Raw genomic sequence first — 20,138 nt, 5'->3', positions numbered from 1 at the left:
AATTGAAGTTGTAGTTTATGAACCGGTGCTTAAGGAAGAAAGTTTCTTTAATTCTAAAGTTATTAGAGATTTAGATGAGTTTAAGAAAGTATCTGATGTTATTGTTTCTAATAGATTGGCTAAAGATTTATTTGATGTAGAAGATAAGGTTTATACTAGAGATTTATTTAATAGGGATTAATTTATAGGAGTGAAGAGATGAAGGTTTGTTTTGTAACTTCTAGTGGTGGGCATTTAACACACCTAATGCAATTAGAGCCGTGGTGGAAAAAGCAGGATAGATTTTGGGTCACTTTTGATAAAGCAGACTCAAGGTCTATTTTGAAGAATGAAAATAAGTATTGGTGCTATTTTCCTACTAATAGAAATATAAAGAATTTAATAAAAAATACGTTTTTAGCTTTTAAAGTATTAAGAAGGGAAAGGCCAGATATTATTATAAGTACAGGAGCAGCAGTGGCAATTCCATTTTTTTATTTAGGAAAGTTATTCGGTATAAAAACTGTGTATATTGAAGTCTATGATAGAATAGATAAGCCTACAATTACAGGAAAAGTAGTATATCCGATTACAGATTTATTTATAATTCAATGGGAAGAACAAAGAGAATTTTATCCAAAGGGAAAATTATTGGGGGGATTATTTTGATATTTATTACTGTTGGGACTCATGAGCAAGGTATGGATAGGCTGTTTATTGAAATAGATAGATTGATAGAGGAGGGAACTATAAAGGATAATATATTTGCTCAAATAGGATATACAAAATACAAGCCTAAAAATTTTGAATATAGAGAAATGATTGCTTATGATGAAATGGATGATTTAGTTAAAAAAAGTGATATTATTATTACGCATGGTGGACCAGGTAGTATTTTTCATCCACTACAGTATGGAAAAATTCCAATAGTTGTTCCAAGAAATCCAAAATATAATGAGCATGTGGATGATCATCAAATATTATTTACTAAAAGGTTAGAGCAGGAAAAAAAGATATTAGCAGTATATGAAGTTAGTAGTATAAAAGCTGTATTAATAAATTATAGTATTTTATCACAAAAATGTAGAATTAATACATCAAGTTCAGAGAAATTTATAAAGTTATTTCAAGGGCTATTGGAAAGTGAGCTAAGATTATAGTAAAAATGATTATATTGTTTAGAAAGGGGTTAAAGAATTGGCAGTTAATAATTCTATACCTAAAATTATTCATTATTGTTGGTTTGGTAATGGAGAAAAAACGGAGCTTGCACAAAAGTGTATTGATGGTTGGAAGAATACATTAAAAGGTTATGAGATTATTGAATGGAATGAAAAAAATTTTGATATAAATATAAATCAGTATGTTAAAGAGGCTTATGAATGTAAAAAATATGCTTTTGTTTCTGACTATGTCAGATTATATGTATTATTAAATTATGGAGGTATATATTTAGATACTGATGTAGAAGTATTAAAAGATTTTGATTCATTCTTACAATTAGAAGCATTTGTAGGATTTGAAGATAATGAATTAATTTCAACTGCTATAATTGGAGCTAAATCAGGAAATGCAATTATAGAAGAGTGGTTTAATACATATGAGAATAGAAGTTTTGTGAATAATGGAAAAATGAATCAAATAACTAATGTAAGAATATTTACTAATTTACTTTTAAAATATGGTTTAATTCAAGATAATACTTTTCAATGTATAAAAAATAATGAAATTACCATATATCCTATAGAGTATTTTTCTCCACTTAAATTTGGAAGTAAAAAACCTAGAACTACTAAAAATACAGTTACTATTCACTGGTTTGAAGGAACATGGACCACACTATCTAAAAGAATAAAAATTAAATTTATAGTTATGATTAAAACAGTTATAGGATTTAGAATGTATAATAAAATTAAAAACTATATTAAGAATGGAGTTATCTATGAAGTATAAGTATTCATTTACATTAGGTGAATGGTTGTATTATATATTTTTTGCTTTATTAACAATAGGAAAAGGAATGGGATTAGGTGCAAATAGTAAAATATTACAATTAATTACAATAATAGCATTTATAATGTTGTTAATAAAACTAGTTATTACTAAATACACTAAAAAAGAAATAATAATATGTATTGTATTAATAGCAATAGGAATAATGAGTTGCTTAAGTTCTGGTAGAGAGGGAGTTCTATTAACAATTATAACTATAATAGGATTAAAAAAGATTCCATATAGAAGGGTATTATATTTAGCATTTATAATTAGAAGTTTTATATTTACTGCTTTAATAACACTTTCATTAAGTGGAATTATAGAGAATGTGACTATAAATCATTGGAGAGATGGTGTTGGGATAGTAAGTAGGTATGGATTAGGATATGAGCACCCAAATCTTTTACATACTAATTTATTCATTTTAATAATATTGTTTATATATATTTTTTATGAAAAATTAAATGTAATTTGTTATATAAGTATTTTAGTTATTAATTGGATAATATATAGTTTTTCAGTTAGCAGAACAGGATTATTTGCTATTATATTAGCGGTATTAATTACAGCACTTCTAAAGAGAAAATTAATAAGTAAGAAAATATTCTATAGTATATGTAAAATGGTTATTCCATTATGTGTTTTATTCACAATTTTAACTTCGCTTGGATATGATAAGTTTAATATTATAAAGAATCTAGATAGGTTATTATCTGGGAGGATATACTACTCAAGTTATTTTTTGCAAAATTATAAATGGAATGGATTTGGACGAAGTCTTTCAGGTGATAAGAATTTATTAGATAATGGATATGTTGTACTTATAATAAATTACGGAATAATAATATTTGGGTTGTATATTTTTGGATATTACAAAATTATAAAAAAGTTTATAGTACATAATATGGATAAAGAATTATTGATGATAATCTTATTCTCAATTTATGGAATAACAGAAGGATATATTCCTAATATATTTATGAATTTATCTCTGATATTTTTATCAGGTGTAATATTTATAGAAAATAAATTTTTTTCAATTAATAATAAAGATAGAAATGGAGGGTAGAATTAATGAGATTAACTATCTTTACGCCTACTTATAATAGAGAAAAATATTTAAAGCGTTTATATGAGAGCTTGATTGAACAAACAAACAAGTCTTTTGAATGGATAATTGTCGACGATGGGTCTACAGATAATACTAAAAATATTATTAGAAACTTTATATTAGATAATAAAATAAAAATTACATATTATGTACAAAAAAATTCAGGAAAGCATGTTGCTCATAATAAAGGTGTTGAAATGTGTAATAGTGAATTATTTTATTGTGTAGATTCGGATGATTACTTACCCAATGATGCTGTTATGAAAATATTAGATATATGGGATAGAAGAGATATTAATATAGAGTATACAGGAATTGTAGGATTAAAGGGATATGAGAATGGAAAAGTTATGGGGGGGGAGTTTCAAAAAAATATTACATCATCAACTCTAAGTGATTTATATAATATATATGGTAAAAAAGGAGAAACGGCATTAATTTTTAAAACAGAATATTTAAAAAAGAATCTATTTCCAGTATATGAAGGAGAAAAGTTTTTAAGTGAGGAGATTGTATATAATGAGCTAGATAAAATAGCACCTTTAATAATTGAAAATACAGTTCTATATATAATGGAATATTTAGATGATGGATTAACTAATAATTATTTAAAAGCATGGAGTCATTCTCCTAAAGGAGTACTTACTTTATTAAAAAGTAGATATGAAAGAGCAAGAAATATAGAGGGAGTTAAAAAGTATTATAGATGCTGTAAAGTAATTCTTATTTTTAATGCGTTCTGTATTCATAAAGATATTAATATATTTGATAATACGCCTAATAAGATTCTATCCATGATATTATTACCAATTTCAGTTTTAGTGGAAAAAATAAAATTTAAGGGAATAAAATAGTTATATTTAAGGAGAGTATTATGCAGCCATTAATAAGTGTAGTTATTTCTACATATAAAAGAGAAAAAGAATTAATAAGAGCTATAGATAGTGTACTAGCTCAAACTTATAAAAATATTGAAATAATAGTAGTAGATGATAACGGAAAGAATAATGAGTTTCAAATAAAAACAGAAAAAATCATGAGAAATTATTCTCAACATAGAAATATAAAATATATTCCTAATGAGAAGAATTTAGGGGGAGCATTAGCAAGAAATGTAGGAATAGAAAATTGTAATGGAGAATATATAGCTTTTTTAGATGATGATGATCAATACTATGAAAATAAACTAAAAAAACAAATTCAATTATTTAACTTAGATAAGAGCGGAGATTTAGCATTGGTATATTGTTATACGGAGAGTTATGATGAAAATAATAAAAAGTTGAGAGAATACAATTATGATTTTGTTGGTAATTGTTTAGTAGAGGCAATGACAGACTGTATAGCAGCTACCTCACAATGGTTATGTAAAAAGGAATATTTAAATGAAGTTAACAATTTTTCAAATGTGCCAAGTAAGCAGGATTCAACAGTAATAATTAAATTGTTGGATAAAGGATATAAAGTTGATAGAGTAAAAGAAGTGCTAGTTAGATACAATGAGCATTCAGGACCAAGAATAAGTGGTAATGGGGAGAAAAATATAAAAGGAGAACTATTATTAAGGGAATATTGTAGAAGTTTATATTATAAAGTAACAAGTAATGATATTTTAAATATTGAAAAATCTTTTTCCTATAGATTAAGTAAGTTATATGCTCTTAATAACATGAGTAATATGTTTAAACAAGAATTAAATATATTAAAGAAACTAGATAAAAAATTATATTTGAAAAGGTTAATTTACTTTTATATAACTAGATTAGAAAAAAAATAAAGTATATGTAGGTTCTTAATTTGTTTAATAATATAAGCAAATTATAAAATAATATTATATAGGATATTAAGCATACTTATTAAAAAATAAATTTAATATATTAAAGATTATTATAAATAGAGATGGTAATGTAGTGATTTAAGGAGAAAGTATGGAAGAAATAAATATAAAAAAAAGCAACAATTATTAACTTTTTTTCAAAATATAGCAATATATTTATTCAATTATTATTAAACTCCATTTTAGCTAGACTATTAACTCCAGATGATTATGGAATAGTAGCAATAATAACAGTATTCATAAGCTTCTTTACTGTAATTGCAGATATGGGGATAGGTCCAGCTATAATTCAACATAAGGATTTGAGTAAGAAGCAAATATCAGATATATTTATTTTTACTGTTTTTGTAGGATTACTTGTAAGTATTGGGTTTATATTGTTTTCATATCCATTAGCTATGTTTTATGATAATAGAGTGTATATTTCATTGGGGATTATTTTATCAATAGGAATATTTTTCAATGTAGTAAATATGGTTCCAAATGCTTTATTATTAAAAGATAAGCAATTTAAAGCTTTAGGGATTAGAACTGTAGTAATAACTATAATAGGAGGTATTATTACGATAATATTAGCAATAAAAGGAGCAAAGTACTATGCATTAGTAATAAATTCTGTATTTGTTGGATTTCTTACTTTTGTATTTAATTATTGGTATTCAAAAATTAATATATATTGGGGTTTTTCCCTAGAAAGTATAAAAAAGATAAAAGAATTTTCTTCTTATCAATTTGGATTTAATTTTATAAATTATTTTTCAAGAAATTCAGATAACTTGCTAATAGGAAAATTTATGGGGGAAGTTGCATTAGGATATTATGATAAAGCATATAGATTGATGCTTTATCCTGTTCAAAACCTAACACATGTTATAACACCGGTATTACATCCTATATTATCAGATTATCAAGATGATTATGATAAAATATATAGTCAATATGTGAAGGTAGTTAAAATATTATCGCTATTAGGTGTATTTATATTAGTGTTTTGTTTTTTTTCGGCTAAAGAAATAATATTAAGAAACTGATTTTTTTATTAATGGTATTCCAAGGGATCAATTTTCTTATAATTTAATTTCTTCTACTGGAAATGAAAATGATTCTTTTAATCATATGTTATTAAATAATATTGATATAATTAATAAATATTTTAAAAAAGCGGATGTAACTAAACGTAATATATTTAAAATTTTCAATTTGAAATATAGTTTAAATAATAATATAAAAAGTTTTTTACTTTTAGCTTGGGAAAAGATTCCTGGTTTTGAAAATCCACATATTGCATATTCATATAAGAAAGAAACTTTTCGTAAGTTGTGGGAATTAGAGTTAATAACTTTGCATAATACGTGTAAAAATAAATTTAGAGGGTTAAATGATGTTACTGATTGGTTGATAAGATATTGGCAATTATGTACAAGTAATTTTAAACCAAGGAAATCTAAATTTGGAGTGTATTTAGAGATAAAAGATGAAAATGAAAGAATTAAGAAAGTAATCCTTGAAAAAAAAGCAAAGTTAATTTGTTTAAATGATGTAGGAGAATATAAAAATTTTAATAAAACAGCTCAAGAGATTATAGAAATTTTTGAAACAACTTTACCCAATAAATCAGAGTTTGAAAAATAGGAGTGAATTTTATGGAAAAGGTTAGTGTCATTATTCCTAATTATAATGGTGAAAGATTTTTAGTACAATGTTTAAACTCAGTTATAAAACAAAATTATGATAATAAAGAGATAATAATTATAGATGATGGTTCTACAGATGAATCAAGAAAAATTATAGAAAAATATATTAAAGAACATTCTGAACATAATATAATTCCAATTTTTCAAGCTAATATGAATGCCTCTATTGCTAGAAATGAGGGAATTAAAGTTGCTAGTGGAAAATATGTAGTGTTTTTAGATTCTGATGATATCCTAGAAGATAATATTATTAAATTTTGTGTAGAATCTATGAAAAAAAAAATTCAGATCTTGTGATAGGCAATTATACTATTATTAATGAAGATAATGAGGTTATTGAAAATAATAAGGATATAATGGGTGGAAAGGAATATACATCAAATAATATTTTTAGTGAATTATTTGATGTAAATCCAGTGCCAAGTAATAAATTATATGATTTAGAATTAATAAAAAAAGCGGGATTATTTTTTGGAAATGTACGAATAGGGCAAGATTTGAATTTTTATCTTAAATATTTATTGATATGTAAAAAAATATCAACTATTGATAGAAGTGTATATAAATATAGAATTGTATCTAATAGTATGTCTAGGATGAAAAGTTTTAGAATCTTCGATATAGTAGAATCATTTAATGATGTGAAAAAATTTTATAAAATAAATAAATCTTTAGAAGTTTATCAAAATTACATACAAGTATTAGAGTTAAGGCATTATCATAGACAAATGGAAAAACAAATTTCTTTTAAAGCAAGAGATGAAAGAAAAACTATAGTAACATATTTTAAGATTCAAGAAAAAAAACTTGATTATAAATTAATGAAGAATTTTAATAATTATTACAAAAATATCTACTTTAGGTTTAAAATTAAAACTAAACTTAGTTTTTTATATTACTCTAAAATGTATTCTACAATAAAGAGGGTTGTAAAAAGATGATAAAGACTATAAGACCTAGTTTGCTTTTCTTTTATTTAGCATATACATTTATTTTACTTCAAGCAATGTTTAATAATGTGCCTAGTTTAACTCCTTTATATGGAATAATAGATAAATTAGTGATTGTTTTGATATTTTTAACTATTTTATTTCAAAATCAAATTTATAGAATTAAGGAAATAGCATGGGTGGTAATTATTTTTGCTATAGTTGTTATTTCTTATTTTTTATCAAAAGATAATATTATTTTGAAAGCAATTATGTTGATAATAGCATCAAAAGACATAAATTTTAAAAAATTTATAAAATTTGATTTAGTGATAAAGGTTATTTTTTGTTTCATAATTATTATATTTTCTCAAATTGGAATTGCTGAAAATTATGTTATTCTTAGAGCTGATGGAACAATAAGGCAATCGTTAGGGTTTAGTCATCCTAATGCTTTGGCAGCTTACTGGTTATCGATTTGTTGTGATTATATATATTTGGCATTTAATAAAAATAAAATAATTAAATTATTTATTTGTACAATTATAACATTTATTATCGGATATATTACTGATAGTAGAACAGTTATTATTTGTGTATCTTTAATGATTATTTTATTATTATATAATAATTATTTAAATAATAAAATAATTAAAAAGATTGTAATTTTTTTACCATATTTATTATTCGCATTATCATTATCATTAGCATATCTATATAAATCTAGTGATTTGATAAAAAATATTGATCGTTTATTATCAAAAAGAATTTATTATACAGAACAATATTTGCAAAAATATGATATAAATTTATTTGGACAAAAAATAGAAACAGTATCCACTGTTCAGTCAAGGTTATTAAATATTTCTCCACAAATATTAGATAATTCATATATAGTTTTGTTATTAAAATTTGGAATAATATTACTGTTTTGTAGTTGTTTATTATTATCTTTAAGATTAAAACTATCATATCGGGAAAGAGATAAGTTATTAATTATAATATTGATAATATTTATGATTGTAGGATTATTTGAAAATTGGTTGATAAAAATTAATTACAATCCATTTATTTTATCCTTTTCTTCATTAATATACCGTGAAAGGAAAAAAATAGATAGTATAAAATTTGGTATAAAAAAATAGGGTAGAGCTAATTTTGAATAATAGTAAAAAAATACTTTGCAATATCAACTAAAATTAAAAAGATTAATTTATAATATCTATCAAATACGTTGGAATATATAAGCTACCTTTAACAAATAAAAAGATTTTTGCTCGTTGGGAAGTTATATGAAAAGAAGTACGGAGGCTATAAAGTAAGTATGTTAATTTGATAGTGGTAGTCTAGCAAAACTTTTACGATTTATGAAGAGAAATACTTTTAAATACAAATTTCAAAGCACACAAGAAGTAAAAATATCATTTATTAGAGTGTATTTATAAGGAATTTATTTTTAGCAAATTACTTAAAACACTATAATTAGATAAAAATATTACTATCGCTAAAGATATATTTAAATATGTTATCTATAGTGATAAAGCTAGCTAAATTTATTATAAAGTGGTGTTATATATTAAGTAAATAAGTTATAATACTAAAAGAATTTCGAGATCTTATATAGAGAGATTAAAAAAAGAAAGTAGTGTAATAAACTTTACACTAACAATATATAAGGAGGAGGTAATGTATGAAAAAAGCAAATAGTAATGTGAAAAAAAACTTTATATATAATTTAATATATCAAATATTAATAATGATAATTCCTCTAATAACAGCTCCTTATTTGGCTAGAGTTATAGGTGCAGATGGGGTAGGTACTTATTCATACACATACTCTATAGTAAATTATTTTACATTATTATGTATGTTAGGTGTTAATAATTATGGTAATAGAACAATTGCTAAAGCAAGAGAAAACAAAAGTGAGTTGTCAAAGAGTTTTTGCTCAATTTATATTTTTCAATTATTTATGGGTATTATAATGCTTATTATATATATAATATATGTATCTATATTTGTTGATAATTATAAAGGCATAGCATATATACAATGTTTATTTATTATTTCAGCTGTACTAGATATTAATTGGTTATATTTTGGTTTAGAAAAGTTTAAATTAACAATAACAAGAAGTACTATTTTAAGAGTGTTTTCAGTTATATTAATTTTTATTTTTATAAGGGATAGTAATGATTTGTGGAAATATACTCTAATAATGGCTGGAACTACAGTCCTTAGTCAATTGCTATTATGGGGATTTGTCAAAAAAGATATAGATTTTGTAAGAGTATCATTTTCTGATATTTTTAAGCATGTAAAGCCTAATTTGATACTCTTTATTCCTATAATTGCAGTAAGTATATATAAAATAATGGATAAAATAATGTTAGGTGCATTATCTAATGTTACAGAAGTTGGCTATTATGAAAATGCTGAAAAGATTGTTCATATTCCTCTTACATTAATTACTGCATTAGGAACAGTTATGTTACCGAGAATGTCAAATATAATATCAAATGGAAATAAAGAAAATATTAATAAGTATTTAGAGAAGTCTCTTTCATTTGTTATGTTTATGTCTCTAGCAATGAGTTTTGGATTAGTAGCTATTGGATATGACTTTGCACCAATATATTTTGGTATGGAATTTGAAAAGAGCGGTATATTAATTTGTTTATTAGCAATTACATTACCTTTTTTATCATTTGCTAATGTGATTAGAACTCAGTATTTGATTCCAAGTGAAAAGGATAAGGATTATATTTTTTCCGTTGGATTAGGAGCTATAGTTAATTTAATTATGAATATTATTTTTATTCCTAAATTTCAAAGTATTGGTGCTTGTTTTGGAACAATAGTAGCTGAATTTTCAGTTATGTTATATCAAATCATATCTGTAAAAAATAATTTAAATTTAAAAAATTGTCGTAAAGATATCTTAGTATTTTTAATAAAATCATTAATTATGTTTTTATTAATATTTACAATTAGATTTATTATTTCTGATAAATTTATAAGAGTAATTATTCAATTAATTCTTGGATGTAGTATATATGGTATTTTAAACTTAAATTATTTAAATTCAATTATAAATTTTAAAAAGTACATAAATATTAGGGGGCACAATAAGAGGAAAGTGAGATAAAGAATATGATTATATAGGTCTATTATCAGGTGATTGCTTGTCAGTTAAAAATAACAATGAAATAGTTAATGTTTTAATCAGAAATAATTGTAAAATATGGAATGGTTAATAACTCTTATGGAAGAAGAGGTAATGTATGCTTATGACTTTGAAGGAATAAGATATGATGTTGGAGATAAGCTTGGTTTCTTAAAAGCAACAGTAGAATATGCTTTAAGAAAAGAAGAGTTAAGAGATGGATTTATACAATATTTACAAACTATATTTTTAATAAAAATGAAGGAAGTAATAGCTATATAGATAGTAGTGAATTTATTAGGAGGTTAAATAAATTCATAATAAAGTTTGCTTAAAAAGAAGAGTAGATAAACAATTTTTTATATTTAAATTATAAAAATAAGCAAAAAAATAATGTAATAATATACCACTGCTGTTGAAATAACTCGTACGTATTATAAGGAAAATTAAATTATGAAATGATATAATTTTAAAGTACAAATGATAATGTAGGAGTGCATATATTAATGCAATTTTTATAAAAGTATAAAGAGTGGATTAACTCAAATACTACTTTTAAATAAGATGTAATGGATAAGATAAACAAGATTCTAAATAAGTTTTATAAAATATAATTACTTTAAAGGGGTAGACTTATGACAAAGAAAATAAGAAAAGCAATAATACCAGCAGCAGGACTTGGTACTAGATTTTTACCTGCAACAAAGGCACAGCCAAAGGAAATGTTACCAATAGTTGATAAACCAACTATTCAATATATAATAGAAGAAGCAATAGCTTCAGGAATAGAAGAAATACTTATAATAACAGGAAGAAATAAAAAATGTATTGAAGATCACTTTGATAAATCTGTTGAATTAGAGCTTGAACTTGAAAAGAGCGGAAAGCAAGAAATGCTTAAAATGGTTAGAGATATATCAGATATGGTGGATATTCACTTTATAAGACAAAAGGAACCAAAGGGGCTTGGACACGCTATTCAATGTGCTAAGACTTTCGTAGGAGATGAGCCATTTGCAGTACTTCTTGGAGATGATATTGTATATAACGAAGAAAAACCATGTTTAAAGCAACTTATTGATTGTTATGATGAATATAAAACATCAGTTTTAGGTGTGCAAACAGTGCCAGAAAAAGATGTTAATAAATATGGAATAGTTGATGGCTTGCATATTGAAGATAGAGTATATAAAGTAAAAGGCTTAGTGGAAAAGCCAGCAGTGGAAGAAGCACCAACAAATGTAGCCATATTAGGAAGATATATAATAACTCCGCAAATATTTAAGATGTTAGAAAATACAAAACCAGGAAAAGGTGGAGAAATTCAATTAACAGATGCATTATTAACGCTTATGGAAGAAGAGGCAATGTATGCTTATGATTTTGAAGGAATAAGATATGATGTTGGAGATAAACTTGGATTCTTAAAAGCAACAGTAGAATATGCTTTAAGAAAAGAAGAGTTAAGAGATGAATTTATAGAGTATTTAAGAACTGTAATCTAAATAAAACACTTTAAGAGTAACTATACTATGAGGACTGTTGGAAGAATTGATATTACACAATTCTTTCAACAGTCCTTTAAATCTTAAAATAGTTATTCATAAAGGAAAGACTGAAGTTTTTCTCTTGTAGTTTCTTTATCTATTATCATATGATACATGTCTGTCCATTCAGTATAGTGATCGCCATCTTCAGGAAATCTTCCTTGGTTAATAGAGGCAGAGTTCATAGATAAAAGAGTTGATCCTATAGAAATGATTTCACTGTCAGTAAGGTTTGTTGAAACAAGTCCTAAAATTTCATTACTTAAAGATAATCCTTCAGTTAATGATATATTTTTAAATTTATTAAATAGTGCATTTATAACAGTTCGATGGCGTTCAGTTCTTTTATAATCACCACCAGATGTATATCTTATTCTACAGTATGCTGCAACTTGGGTACCATTTAGAAGTTGAGTTCCAGTGGTAGTTATATGTTCTGTAGATGTATTGTTTTCAGAATCTATATTATTAATATAATTATTTATATAGTTTAATTCATCACTATCAATATTAATTTCTAAACCACCTAGTTTGTCTATTATTATAGGAAGCGTGTGGAGATTAACTTGTGCAAATTTATCTATAGCCAAATCAAAATTATAATTTATAGTTTTAAGTAAGAGTTCTGCACCCCCATCATTTAATGTATAGTTTAAATTTGACATTCCACCATCAGGAAGATCAAGATACATATCTCTCATCAAAGAACATAAATTTATTTCATTTGTTTTTTTATTAATGGATAAAAGCATAGTTACATCAGCTGCACCATTATTATTACTATAATCAGCACCTAGTAAAGCCATTGTAATAACTTCATCGCTATTTTCTGGAACAGTTCCTTTAGAAACTTCAGTAATAGAAGATCTATCAATATCAATACGTTCAACTTTGGAACTAAGTGTTTTTATAAAAGCAAATATTGATAAAGATATTAAAATAAGTATAATAGATGCGATTAATAAGATTTTATTTAATTTTTTCATAATGTATGACCTCTTTCGTTATAGTGTTTAAATAAAAAATGATGAATCAAAGAGTACTTTGACACATCATTTTATTTTTATTGAGGTAACTGATCATTAAATATATAATTCATAACTTGAGTTCTAGTAGCAGTAGCATCAAAAGTCAAATAATATATACCATTAATCATAGTGCCTTCACAATAGCCATCAATAGGGAAACGTTGTTGTTCAACAGTTACTCCATTTAAGCCCATAGATCCTATTTTTGTTGCAAGTTTTAATATTTCATTAGTATTTAAATTAGTAGTTACATATTGAACTAAATTTGAAATAACATCTAAATATTCAGTGGCAGGAACATTTAAAGCTTTATTAAATAAAGCAGTTAATACTGCTCTTTGCCTTTCAGTTCTTTCAAAGTCTCCGCCAGATGTATATCTTATTCTTGAATATGCAAGTGCTTGAGCACCATTAACATGATGAACTCCAGGTGTTGTTATAAGTGGAGAATTAGTGCCATCTATAGAATTTATATTAGAAATATATTGATTAATATATTGTATTTCATCTTCCCTAATAGTTAAATCAATGCCTCCAAAGGAATCTATAATTTTAGGAAGAGAAGCAAAATCTACTGCAACAAAATCAGTTATATTTAAACCAAAGTTTGTATTTAAAGTATTAATTGCTAAGTTAGCTCCACCATAAGCATAAGCATGGTTTAATTTATCATATCCATAGCTGGAAATATTTACATATGAATCTCTCATAAAAGATGTAAGTTTAAGTTTATTATGTATTGAATCTAAAGTAGCCACTATAATAGAATCAGATCTTCCTGATGTACTATCGGTACTATCTATTCCAAAAAGAGCAATATTAACTATTTCAGTATAATCATCATACTGTTTTAGTTCTTCTTCATCAACTACACCTAACTCATCTTCTTTAAGCTCAATTTTTTCAGCTTTATTAACTATATTATTAACAGTATAATAGCCATAAGTAGATAAGGCAGCTATAGCTAGAATAATTGCTAAAAATATACCTAATACTATTTTTATCCATTTAGGAAGTTTTTTTGTTTTCTTATCTTCATTCATTTTAAAACTCCTTATTATATTTTTATATAATCTAGTATAACAAAATATTTGCTAACTATCATAATTTAAAATAAAATTAATTATTATAATATAATATATGTTCTTACTTATATAGTATCTCCTTAATTTGTTTAATAAATTAAATAATAGTATACCATAATAAATATTAGTATGTAGAATAGAATTGCGTATTTAATATCAAATAAGGTATAATTTATATGTGATATTTTTATAAGGGGAATAATTATGAGTAAAAAAATTAGAAAAGCTATAATTCCAGCAGCAGGTCTAGGGACAAGATTTTTACCAGCAACAAAGGCACAACCTAAAGAAATGCTACCAATAGTAGATAAACCAACAATTCAATATATTATAGAAGAAGCAGTAGCTTCAGGAATAGAAGAAATACTTATAATAACAGGAAGAAGCAAAAAGTGTATTGAAGACCACTTTGATAAATCTGTAGAGCTTGAGTTAGAGCTTGAAAAGAGCGGTAAAGAAGAAATGTTAAAAATGGTAAGAGATATATCTGATATGGTAGATATTCATTTTATCAGACAAAAGGAACCAAAGGGGCTTGGACATGCTATTAGCTGTGCAAAGACTTTTGTAGGCAATGAACCATTTGCAGTTCTTTTAGGTGATGATATTGTATATAATGAAGGAAAACCTTGTTTAAAGCAACTTATTGATTGTTATGATGAGTATAATACTTCAGTTTTAGGTGTTCAAACTGTAGAAGCAAAAGATGTTAATAAATATGGAATAGTAAATGGAATTCATATTGAAGATAGAGTTTATAAAGTAAAAGGTCTTGTTGAAAAGCCAGCTGTGGAAGAGGCACCAAGTAATGTAGCTATCTTAGGAAGATACATAATTACACCACGAATCTTTAAAATTCTTGAAGAAACAAAGCCAGGAAAAGGTGGAGAAATTCAATTAACAGATGCATTATTAAATCTTATGAGTGAAGAAGCTATGTATGCATATGATTTTGAAGGAACAAGATATGATGTGGGAGATAAGCTTGGTTTCTTAAAAGCAACTGTAGAGTATGCTTTAAGAAGAGAAGACCTTAGAGATGGATTCGTAGAATATTTAAATACTTTAAAAAGATAATAGTTGGAGATAAAAAGGAATTGGACTGTAATCCAATTCCTTTTTACGTTATAAAAATTATTGTGATATTTTATCAATAAAGATATAATTCATAACTTGTGCCTTAGTTGTTGCTGCATCAAAAGTAATGTAGTATGTTCCATCAATAATTTGATTTTTATAATAATTTTTTAGAGGAAATATCTCTCTCTGTATAGAAATTTCATTTAAGTTCATTTCAGTCATTTTTTTAGTAAGCTTTAGCATTGTATTTAATCCAAAATTAGTGTTCAAAGTATTTATTGCAAGTGATGGACCACCATAAGTATAGGCATGCTTAAGCTTGTCATAACCATAATCATCTATATATACATAAGCATCTTTCATAAAATAGGTAAGTTTAACTTTATTATGGATAGGATCGAGAGTAGCAACTATTAGTGAATCAGAGCGCCCAGATGAGGTATCAGTGCTATCTATACCAAAGAGAGCAATATTAAGTATTTCATTGGAAGCTTCAAATTGTTGTAGTTCTTCTTCAGGAACAACTCCTAAATTATTTTCTAAAATAACTGTATCAAAGTTATTGGCTACTTTATTAAAGGTTGTATAAACAGTAACCACTACCATAGCACAAATTAATATAATGTTAACAAGCATACTACGGGCCATTTTTATGAGGGGATGTATTTTTTTTCTCTTTAAAGTTTTTTTGATTTTCCTTGAGCATATCATTTCTCCTTAGTAAATATTATATAGATAAGAATAGTATAGCGTAATAAATATTAATATTATTAAATTTTAGTGTTGATATATGTAAAAAGCTGAAGTTCATAATTAAACTTCAGCAAAGTTTTATAATATTACCATTCTCCAGGTAAAGCCAGTATTTCAACAGTAACAGTTCTTCTTCCCCAAGCAATACAGTCTGCTTCTGAGTTGAAGTAAACATCAATGATATTTCCCTTTATAGCTCCCCCTGTATCAGCAGCTATGGCAGTTCCGTATCCTGAAACATATACCTTAGATCCTAAAGGAATAACATTAGGGTCTACAGCAATGGTACTTATACCGCCAGGATTATATACAGGTTTAGAGCCTGTTGCTGTTAATGTACCACCAGTATAAGCCGTTGATTGCATAGTTAATGTTGATAAAGCTGTAGAACCAGAGCTTTCTCCAGGTGTAGATGTATCAGTAATTGATTCACCTCTTGATGGAATGGCAGCTTCAGCCTCTGCTTTAGCGTTGATTTCTTCAACTTTAAGATTACCTTGGTAAATGCTATCGTTAGCTGTTGCAATAACGGTAGAACTATTTAATGTAGGTATTAAATAAGTTAATGTTGAAATGGCATCTTGTAATTCAGACACAGTATTAGAGCTTTCTATAATAGATACAGAATGGGCAATAAGCTTTTGTTCATTTGTTTCTATTACTTCTGAAGCTTTAGCTTGCTCTTCATTAAGTTTTGCCATTTTTGTTTCTTGTTCAGCTTTCTTGCTTTCTAATTCTTTTAAAGAATTTTCAGTTTCTTTTTTTAAAGCTTGTAGAGAAGTTTCTTTGCTACTAAGCTCGTCCATTGTAACTGTTAAAGTTTCTTTCTTTTCTTTTACTCCACTAATTAATTCTTTGTCTAGAGACACTATCTTGCTTACAGCATCGAACCTATCAAAAATATCAGTTAAACTTTCAGAAGCAAGCAAATATGCTAGCATATTAGACATTAGATCGCTTTTTTGGATATTTCTAAGTCTTTTACTTAAAATAGCCTCTTTTTCTGATATTTCTATTTCTGTTTGTTCCAATAATGCTTTAGTACTTTCAATTTCTGTTTCTGTATTTGCAATTTGTGTTTCGTTATCCTTTAGTTTTGTATTTATTTGGTCTATTTCTATATTTATATTTGCAATTTCAGAATTAAGGGACAATATTTGTTCATCTAGTAAGTCATATTGGGCTTTGCTTTCTGATATAGCTTGTCTTTCGTTATCTAAATCGTCAGCATAAGCTGAAAATGATCCAATTATGTTAGTGAAGCAAATAGTTGTAGCAAGTAATACTGATAGTACTGTTGATTTTCTATTCAAGAAAATCACCTCCTATTTTTATTTCTAACTTATTATTACTATAAATAATCAAATAAGTTAGATGTATCCTTGTTGGATATATAAATAATTCAAAGCTTTAAGTAATTGATATTTTGTAACTTAAGAGGCTGTGAAATTATAATATGTTGCTATTATACCACAAGATGTTGACTTTGCAAAAAACGTATATAATAATTAAAGTGACAGAAAGTATTACCTAAAGGGGTGTATAGAATGGAAAAGATTAAGGTTTTGTCAGTATTTGGCACAAGACCAGAGGCAATAAAGATGTGTCCTTTGGTTAAATTGTTGGAAAAAGACGAACGAATTGATGCAAAGGTTTGTGTTACAGCTCAGCATAGAGAGATGCTAGATTCTGTTTTAGATATATTTGATGTTAAACCAGATTTTGATTTAAACATAATGGCTCATGGACAAACAATAATAGATATATGTAATAAAGTATTAACAGGAGTTGATAAGGTCCTTAAGGAGTTTAGACCTGATATTGTCCTTGTTCATGGAGATACATCAACTACATTAAATGGTGCTTTAGCAGCTTTTTATAATAAAGTTCCAGTTGGGCATGTAGAAGCTGGACTTAGAACGGGAGATATGTATTCACCATTTCCTGAGGAAGCAAATAGAAAGTTAACAGGGGCTATAGCTACCCTTCATTTTGCACCTACAGAAAGTAATGAAGCTAACTTAGCTAAAGAAGGAATAACTGAAAATGTATTTAGAACAGGAAACACTGTTATTGATGCATTATTAAGTGTAATAAATAAAGAACATAAATTTGAAGATGAAGAATTAAATAAAATAGATTTTGAGAATAATAAGGTTATCTTATTAACTGCCCATAGAAGAGAAAATTGGGGAGAGCCAATGAAAAATATTTTTGCTGCTGTTAGAGAAGTGGCAGAACAAAATGATGATGTGCAAATAATATTCCCAATGCATAAAAATCCTTTAATAAGGGATTTGGCAAGAGAAAGTTTTAAAGGCATTGAACATAAGGTAGCGTTAATTGAACCACTGGAATATGTGGACTTTGCAAATCTTATGAATAAATGTTATTTAATAATGACTGATTCAGGTGGTATTCAAGAGGAAGCACCGGCACTTGGTAAACCTGTAGTTGTTTTAAGAACTGAAACAGAAAGACCAGAAGCAGTAAAGGCTGGAACAGTTAGGCTTGCAGGGGTTGAAAGAAATAGAATATTTCAAATCACCAGTGAATTAGTAAATAATGATGTTGAATATCATAAGATGGCCCATGCAGTAAATCCATATGGTGATGGAAAAGCATGTGAAAGAATAGTGGAACTAATAGTGAAACACTTTAGTTAATGATGAATGATGAGTGATGAATGATGAATTTAGGAGTAAACTCACAGAGTTTAGAAAAATATAATTTTCAGAAATTCTGTAAGAATTTCATCATTAATTCATAATTCATCATTATTAAAAAACTTTATTAATATTGATTAATAAAGTTTGATTTATATAGTAAGTTAGGTATATAATGTAAACAGTTTTGTATTTAAAATAGGGAGGTATATAAATGGCCGTTTTAATATCAGGTGGTATGGGATATATAGGAAGTCATACTGCAGTAGAACTATTAAATGGAGGTTATGAAGTTGTTATTGCCGATAACCTTTGTAACAGTAAAGAAATAGTTAAGGAAAGAATAGAAAAAATAACTGGTAAGACTACTAAGTTTTATAATGTTGATTTAACTCAAGAAGAAGAAACAGAAAAGATATTTAAAGAAAATAATATAGATTCAGTAATTCACTTTGCAGCTTTAAAAGCAGTAGGTGAATCAGTAGAAAAACCATTAGAATATTACTATAACAACTTAACAAGTGCGCTTGTTATGTTAAAAGTAATGAAAAAATATAATTGTAAGAACTTTGTATTCAGTTCTTCAGCAACAGTTTATGGAGATGCTAAGGTAGTTCCGATAACAGAAGAATCACCACTTTCAGCAACTAATCCATATGGTCAAACAAAACTTATGATTGAAGATATGCTTAGAGATATCTGCCATGCAGACAAAACTTTAAATGTTGCATTACTTAGATATTTCAATCCAGTAGGAGCTCATAAGAGTGGAACTATTGGAGAAGATCCAAATGGAATTCCAAATAATTTAATGCCATACATAACTAAGGTTGCTGTAGGGCAATTAGAAAAGTTAAGAGTGTTTGGTAATGACTATCCAACTCATGATGGTACTGGAGTAAGAGATTATATACATGTTGTTGACTTAGCTGATGGTCATGTTAAGGCATTAAAGAAGCTTGAAACTAATCCAGGACTAGTAACATATAACTTAGGTACAGGAAAAGGATATTCAGTGTTAGATGTAGTTAATGCATTTAGCAAAGCATGTGGAAAAGAAATTCCTTATGAAATAGTTGATAGAAGACCAGGAGATATTGCTACTTGCTATGCAGATCCAACAAAGGCTAATGAAGAATTAGGGTGGAAAGCTGAAAGAGGAATCGATGAAATGTGTGAAGATTCTTGGAGATGGCAAAGTAATAATCCAAAGGGATATGAAGAATAGAAAAATAGTATTTTAAAGTACAGGAAAGTATAAAATTTTC

At 26.3% G+C, this 20,138-nt stretch carries 20 protein-coding genes and 2 pseudogenes; 18 read left to right on the top strand and 4 right to left on the bottom strand.

Features of this window, described 5'->3' with window-relative positions:
* The 15 genes and pseudogenes from Q5O44_RS11065 to galU (Q5O44_RS10995) form a co-directional block, all read left to right on the top strand.
* Positions 1-181 (top strand): annotated as a pseudogene (locus Q5O44_RS11065) (UDP-glucose 6-dehydrogenase); the annotation flags it as partial.
* A 17-nt stretch (positions 182-198) separates the two neighbouring features.
* Entirely contained in the window at positions 199-648 is a 450-nt protein-coding gene (gene pssD, locus Q5O44_RS11060) for a PssD/Cps14F family polysaccharide biosynthesis glycosyltransferase (protein WP_022168489.1), read from the top strand.
* Positions 645-1,139 carry a glycosyltransferase gene (locus Q5O44_RS11055; RefSeq protein WP_022168488.1) on the top strand — a complete coding sequence of 165 codons (495 nt, stop codon included), beginning with the start codon at positions 645-647 and terminating at the stop codon, positions 1,137-1,139. Before pssD ends, Q5O44_RS11055 begins: the two co-directional genes overlap by 4 nt.
* A 37-nt stretch (positions 1,140-1,176) precedes the next feature.
* On the top strand, positions 1,177-1,932 hold the full coding sequence (locus tag Q5O44_RS11050) for a glycosyltransferase family 32 protein (RefSeq protein ID WP_022168487.1): 756 nt from the start codon (positions 1,177-1,179) through the stop codon (positions 1,930-1,932).
* Entirely contained in the window at positions 1,922-3,043 is a 1,122-nt protein-coding gene (locus Q5O44_RS11045) for a hypothetical protein (RefSeq protein WP_022168486.1), read from the top strand. Before Q5O44_RS11050 ends, Q5O44_RS11045 begins: the two co-directional genes overlap by 11 nt.
* A gap of 5 nt (positions 3,044-3,048) precedes the next feature.
* Positions 3,049-3,939: a glycosyltransferase family 2 protein gene (locus Q5O44_RS11040; protein ID WP_022168485.1), complete on the top strand. Its 891-nt coding sequence runs from the start codon at positions 3,049-3,051 to the stop codon at positions 3,937-3,939.
* Between the two features lie 20 nt (positions 3,940-3,959).
* On the top strand, positions 3,960-4,862 hold the full coding sequence (locus tag Q5O44_RS11035) for a glycosyltransferase family 2 protein (protein WP_022168484.1): 903 nt from the start codon (positions 3,960-3,962) through the stop codon (positions 4,860-4,862).
* Positions 4,863-5,044: 182 nt separating this feature from the next.
* The gene (locus Q5O44_RS11030; protein ID WP_370545575.1) at positions 5,045-5,953 is read left to right on the top strand and encodes a lipopolysaccharide biosynthesis protein; all 909 of its coding nucleotides are present in this window, start codon (positions 5,045-5,047) and stop codon (positions 5,951-5,953) included.
* A gap of 310 nt (positions 5,954-6,263) precedes the next feature.
* Positions 6,264-6,554, top strand: coding sequence for a hypothetical protein (locus Q5O44_RS11025; protein WP_302637871.1), 291 nt, complete (start codon positions 6,264-6,266; stop codon positions 6,552-6,554).
* 11 nt (positions 6,555-6,565) lie between these two features.
* The gene (locus Q5O44_RS11020) at positions 6,566-6,913 is read left to right on the top strand and encodes a glycosyltransferase (RefSeq protein ID WP_022168481.1); all 348 of its coding nucleotides are present in this window, start codon (positions 6,566-6,568) and stop codon (positions 6,911-6,913) included.
* Entirely contained in the window at positions 6,910-7,557 is a 648-nt protein-coding gene (locus Q5O44_RS11015) for a hypothetical protein (protein WP_022168480.1), read from the top strand. The genes Q5O44_RS11020 and Q5O44_RS11015 overlap by 4 nt, the downstream gene beginning before the upstream one ends.
* Positions 7,554-8,690: a hypothetical protein gene (locus Q5O44_RS11010; RefSeq protein ID WP_022168479.1), complete on the top strand. Its 1,137-nt coding sequence runs from the start codon at positions 7,554-7,556 to the stop codon at positions 8,688-8,690. Before Q5O44_RS11015 ends, Q5O44_RS11010 begins: the two co-directional genes overlap by 4 nt.
* Positions 8,691-9,235: 545 nt before the next feature.
* Entirely contained in the window at positions 9,236-10,693 is a 1,458-nt protein-coding gene (locus Q5O44_RS11005) for a flippase (RefSeq protein ID WP_022168478.1), read from the top strand.
* 105 nt (positions 10,694-10,798) lie between these two features.
* Positions 10,799-10,993 (top strand): annotated as a pseudogene (locus Q5O44_RS11000) (hypothetical protein); the annotation flags it as partial.
* Positions 10,994-11,346: 353 nt separating this feature from the next.
* Entirely contained in the window at positions 11,347-12,216 is an 870-nt protein-coding gene (gene galU / locus Q5O44_RS10995; RefSeq protein ID WP_022168476.1) for a UTP--glucose-1-phosphate uridylyltransferase GalU, read from the top strand.
* A gap of 92 nt (positions 12,217-12,308) precedes the next feature.
* Here the strand turns inward: galU (Q5O44_RS10995) and Q5O44_RS10990 are convergent, their stop codons facing one another.
* Positions 12,309-13,244 (bottom strand): LCP family protein, encoded by a 936-nt coding sequence (locus Q5O44_RS10990; protein WP_022168475.1) that lies wholly within the window; start codon positions 13,242-13,244, stop codon positions 12,309-12,311.
* Positions 13,245-13,321: 77 nt separating this feature from the next.
* Positions 13,322-14,329 carry an LCP family protein gene (locus Q5O44_RS10985; RefSeq protein ID WP_022168474.1) on the bottom strand — a complete coding sequence of 336 codons (1,008 nt, stop codon included), beginning with the start codon at positions 14,327-14,329 and terminating at the stop codon, positions 13,322-13,324.
* A 246-nt stretch (positions 14,330-14,575) separates the two neighbouring features.
* Here Q5O44_RS10985 and galU (Q5O44_RS10980) point away from each other — a divergent pair, with 246 nt between their 5' ends.
* A complete protein-coding gene (galU, locus tag Q5O44_RS10980) occupies positions 14,576-15,448 on the top strand; it encodes a UTP--glucose-1-phosphate uridylyltransferase GalU (RefSeq protein ID WP_022168473.1) in 873 nt (290 codons plus the stop codon).
* A 57-nt stretch (positions 15,449-15,505) separates the two neighbouring features.
* Here galU (Q5O44_RS10980) and Q5O44_RS10975 read toward each other — a convergent pair whose 3' ends face one another.
* Both Q5O44_RS10975 and Q5O44_RS10970 read right to left on the bottom strand, forming a co-directional pair.
* On the bottom strand, positions 15,506-16,087 hold the full coding sequence (locus Q5O44_RS10975) for an LCP family protein (RefSeq protein ID WP_302637867.1): 582 nt from the start codon (positions 16,085-16,087) through the stop codon (positions 15,506-15,508).
* 203 nt (positions 16,088-16,290) lie between these two features.
* Positions 16,291-17,517: a 3D domain-containing protein gene (locus Q5O44_RS10970; protein WP_022168471.1), complete on the bottom strand. Its 1,227-nt coding sequence runs from the start codon at positions 17,515-17,517 to the stop codon at positions 16,291-16,293.
* A 234-nt stretch (positions 17,518-17,751) separates the two neighbouring features.
* Here Q5O44_RS10970 and wecB point away from each other — a divergent pair, with 234 nt between their 5' ends.
* Positions 17,752-18,870, top strand: a complete 1,119-nt coding sequence (gene wecB, locus Q5O44_RS10965) for a non-hydrolyzing UDP-N-acetylglucosamine 2-epimerase (protein WP_022168470.1) — start codon at positions 17,752-17,754, stop codon at positions 18,868-18,870.
* A 214-nt stretch (positions 18,871-19,084) separates the two neighbouring features.
* On the top strand, positions 19,085-20,098 hold the full coding sequence (gene galE / locus Q5O44_RS10960) for a UDP-glucose 4-epimerase GalE (protein WP_022168469.1): 1,014 nt from the start codon (positions 19,085-19,087) through the stop codon (positions 20,096-20,098).
* Positions 20,099-20,138: the final 40 nt, after the last annotated feature.

Origin of the sequence: Clostridium sp. CAG:221, from assembly GCA_000435835.1 — a bacterium.
Lineage (GTDB): Bacteria > Bacillota > Clostridia > Clostridiales > Clostridiaceae > Clostridium.
The sequence above is the reverse complement of the archived record's forward strand: the minus strand, read 5'-3'. Positions and strand labels throughout refer to the sequence as shown.

Bases quoted from the DNA above. Each gene is read 5' to 3' on its own strand.
- galU (WP_022168476.1), top strand. From the start codon at position 11,347: ATGACAAAGAAAATAAGAAAAGCAATAATACCAGCAGCAGGACTTGGT.
- Q5O44_RS11005 (WP_022168478.1), top strand. From the start codon at position 9,236: ATGAAAAAAGCAAATAGTAATGTGAAAAAAAACTTTATATATAATTTA.
- Q5O44_RS11045 (WP_022168486.1), top strand. From the start codon at position 1,922: ATGAAGTATAAGTATTCATTTACATTAGGTGAATGGTTGTATTATATA.
- Q5O44_RS10985 (WP_022168474.1), bottom strand. From the start codon at position 14,329: ATGAATGAAGATAAGAAAACAAAAAAACTTCCTAAATGGATAAAAATA.
- Q5O44_RS11010 (WP_022168479.1), top strand. From the start codon at position 7,554: ATGATAAAGACTATAAGACCTAGTTTGCTTTTCTTTTATTTAGCATAT.
- pssD (WP_022168489.1), top strand. From the start codon at position 199: ATGAAGGTTTGTTTTGTAACTTCTAGTGGTGGGCATTTAACACACCTA.
- Q5O44_RS10975 (WP_302637867.1), bottom strand. From the start codon at position 16,087: ATGCTTGTTAACATTATATTAATTTGTGCTATGGTAGTGGTTACTGTT.
- Q5O44_RS10990 (WP_022168475.1), bottom strand. From the start codon at position 13,244: ATGAAAAAATTAAATAAAATCTTATTAATCGCATCTATTATACTTATT.
- galE (WP_022168469.1), top strand. From the start codon at position 19,085: ATGGCCGTTTTAATATCAGGTGGTATGGGATATATAGGAAGTCATACT.
- wecB (WP_022168470.1), top strand. From the start codon at position 17,752: ATGGAAAAGATTAAGGTTTTGTCAGTATTTGGCACAAGACCAGAGGCA.
- Q5O44_RS11040 (WP_022168485.1), top strand. From the start codon at position 3,049: ATGAGATTAACTATCTTTACGCCTACTTATAATAGAGAAAAATATTTA.
- Q5O44_RS11035 (WP_022168484.1), top strand. From the start codon at position 3,960: ATGCAGCCATTAATAAGTGTAGTTATTTCTACATATAAAAGAGAAAAA.
- galU (WP_022168473.1), top strand. From the start codon at position 14,576: ATGAGTAAAAAAATTAGAAAAGCTATAATTCCAGCAGCAGGTCTAGGG.
- Q5O44_RS11020 (WP_022168481.1), top strand. From the start codon at position 6,566: ATGGAAAAGGTTAGTGTCATTATTCCTAATTATAATGGTGAAAGATTT.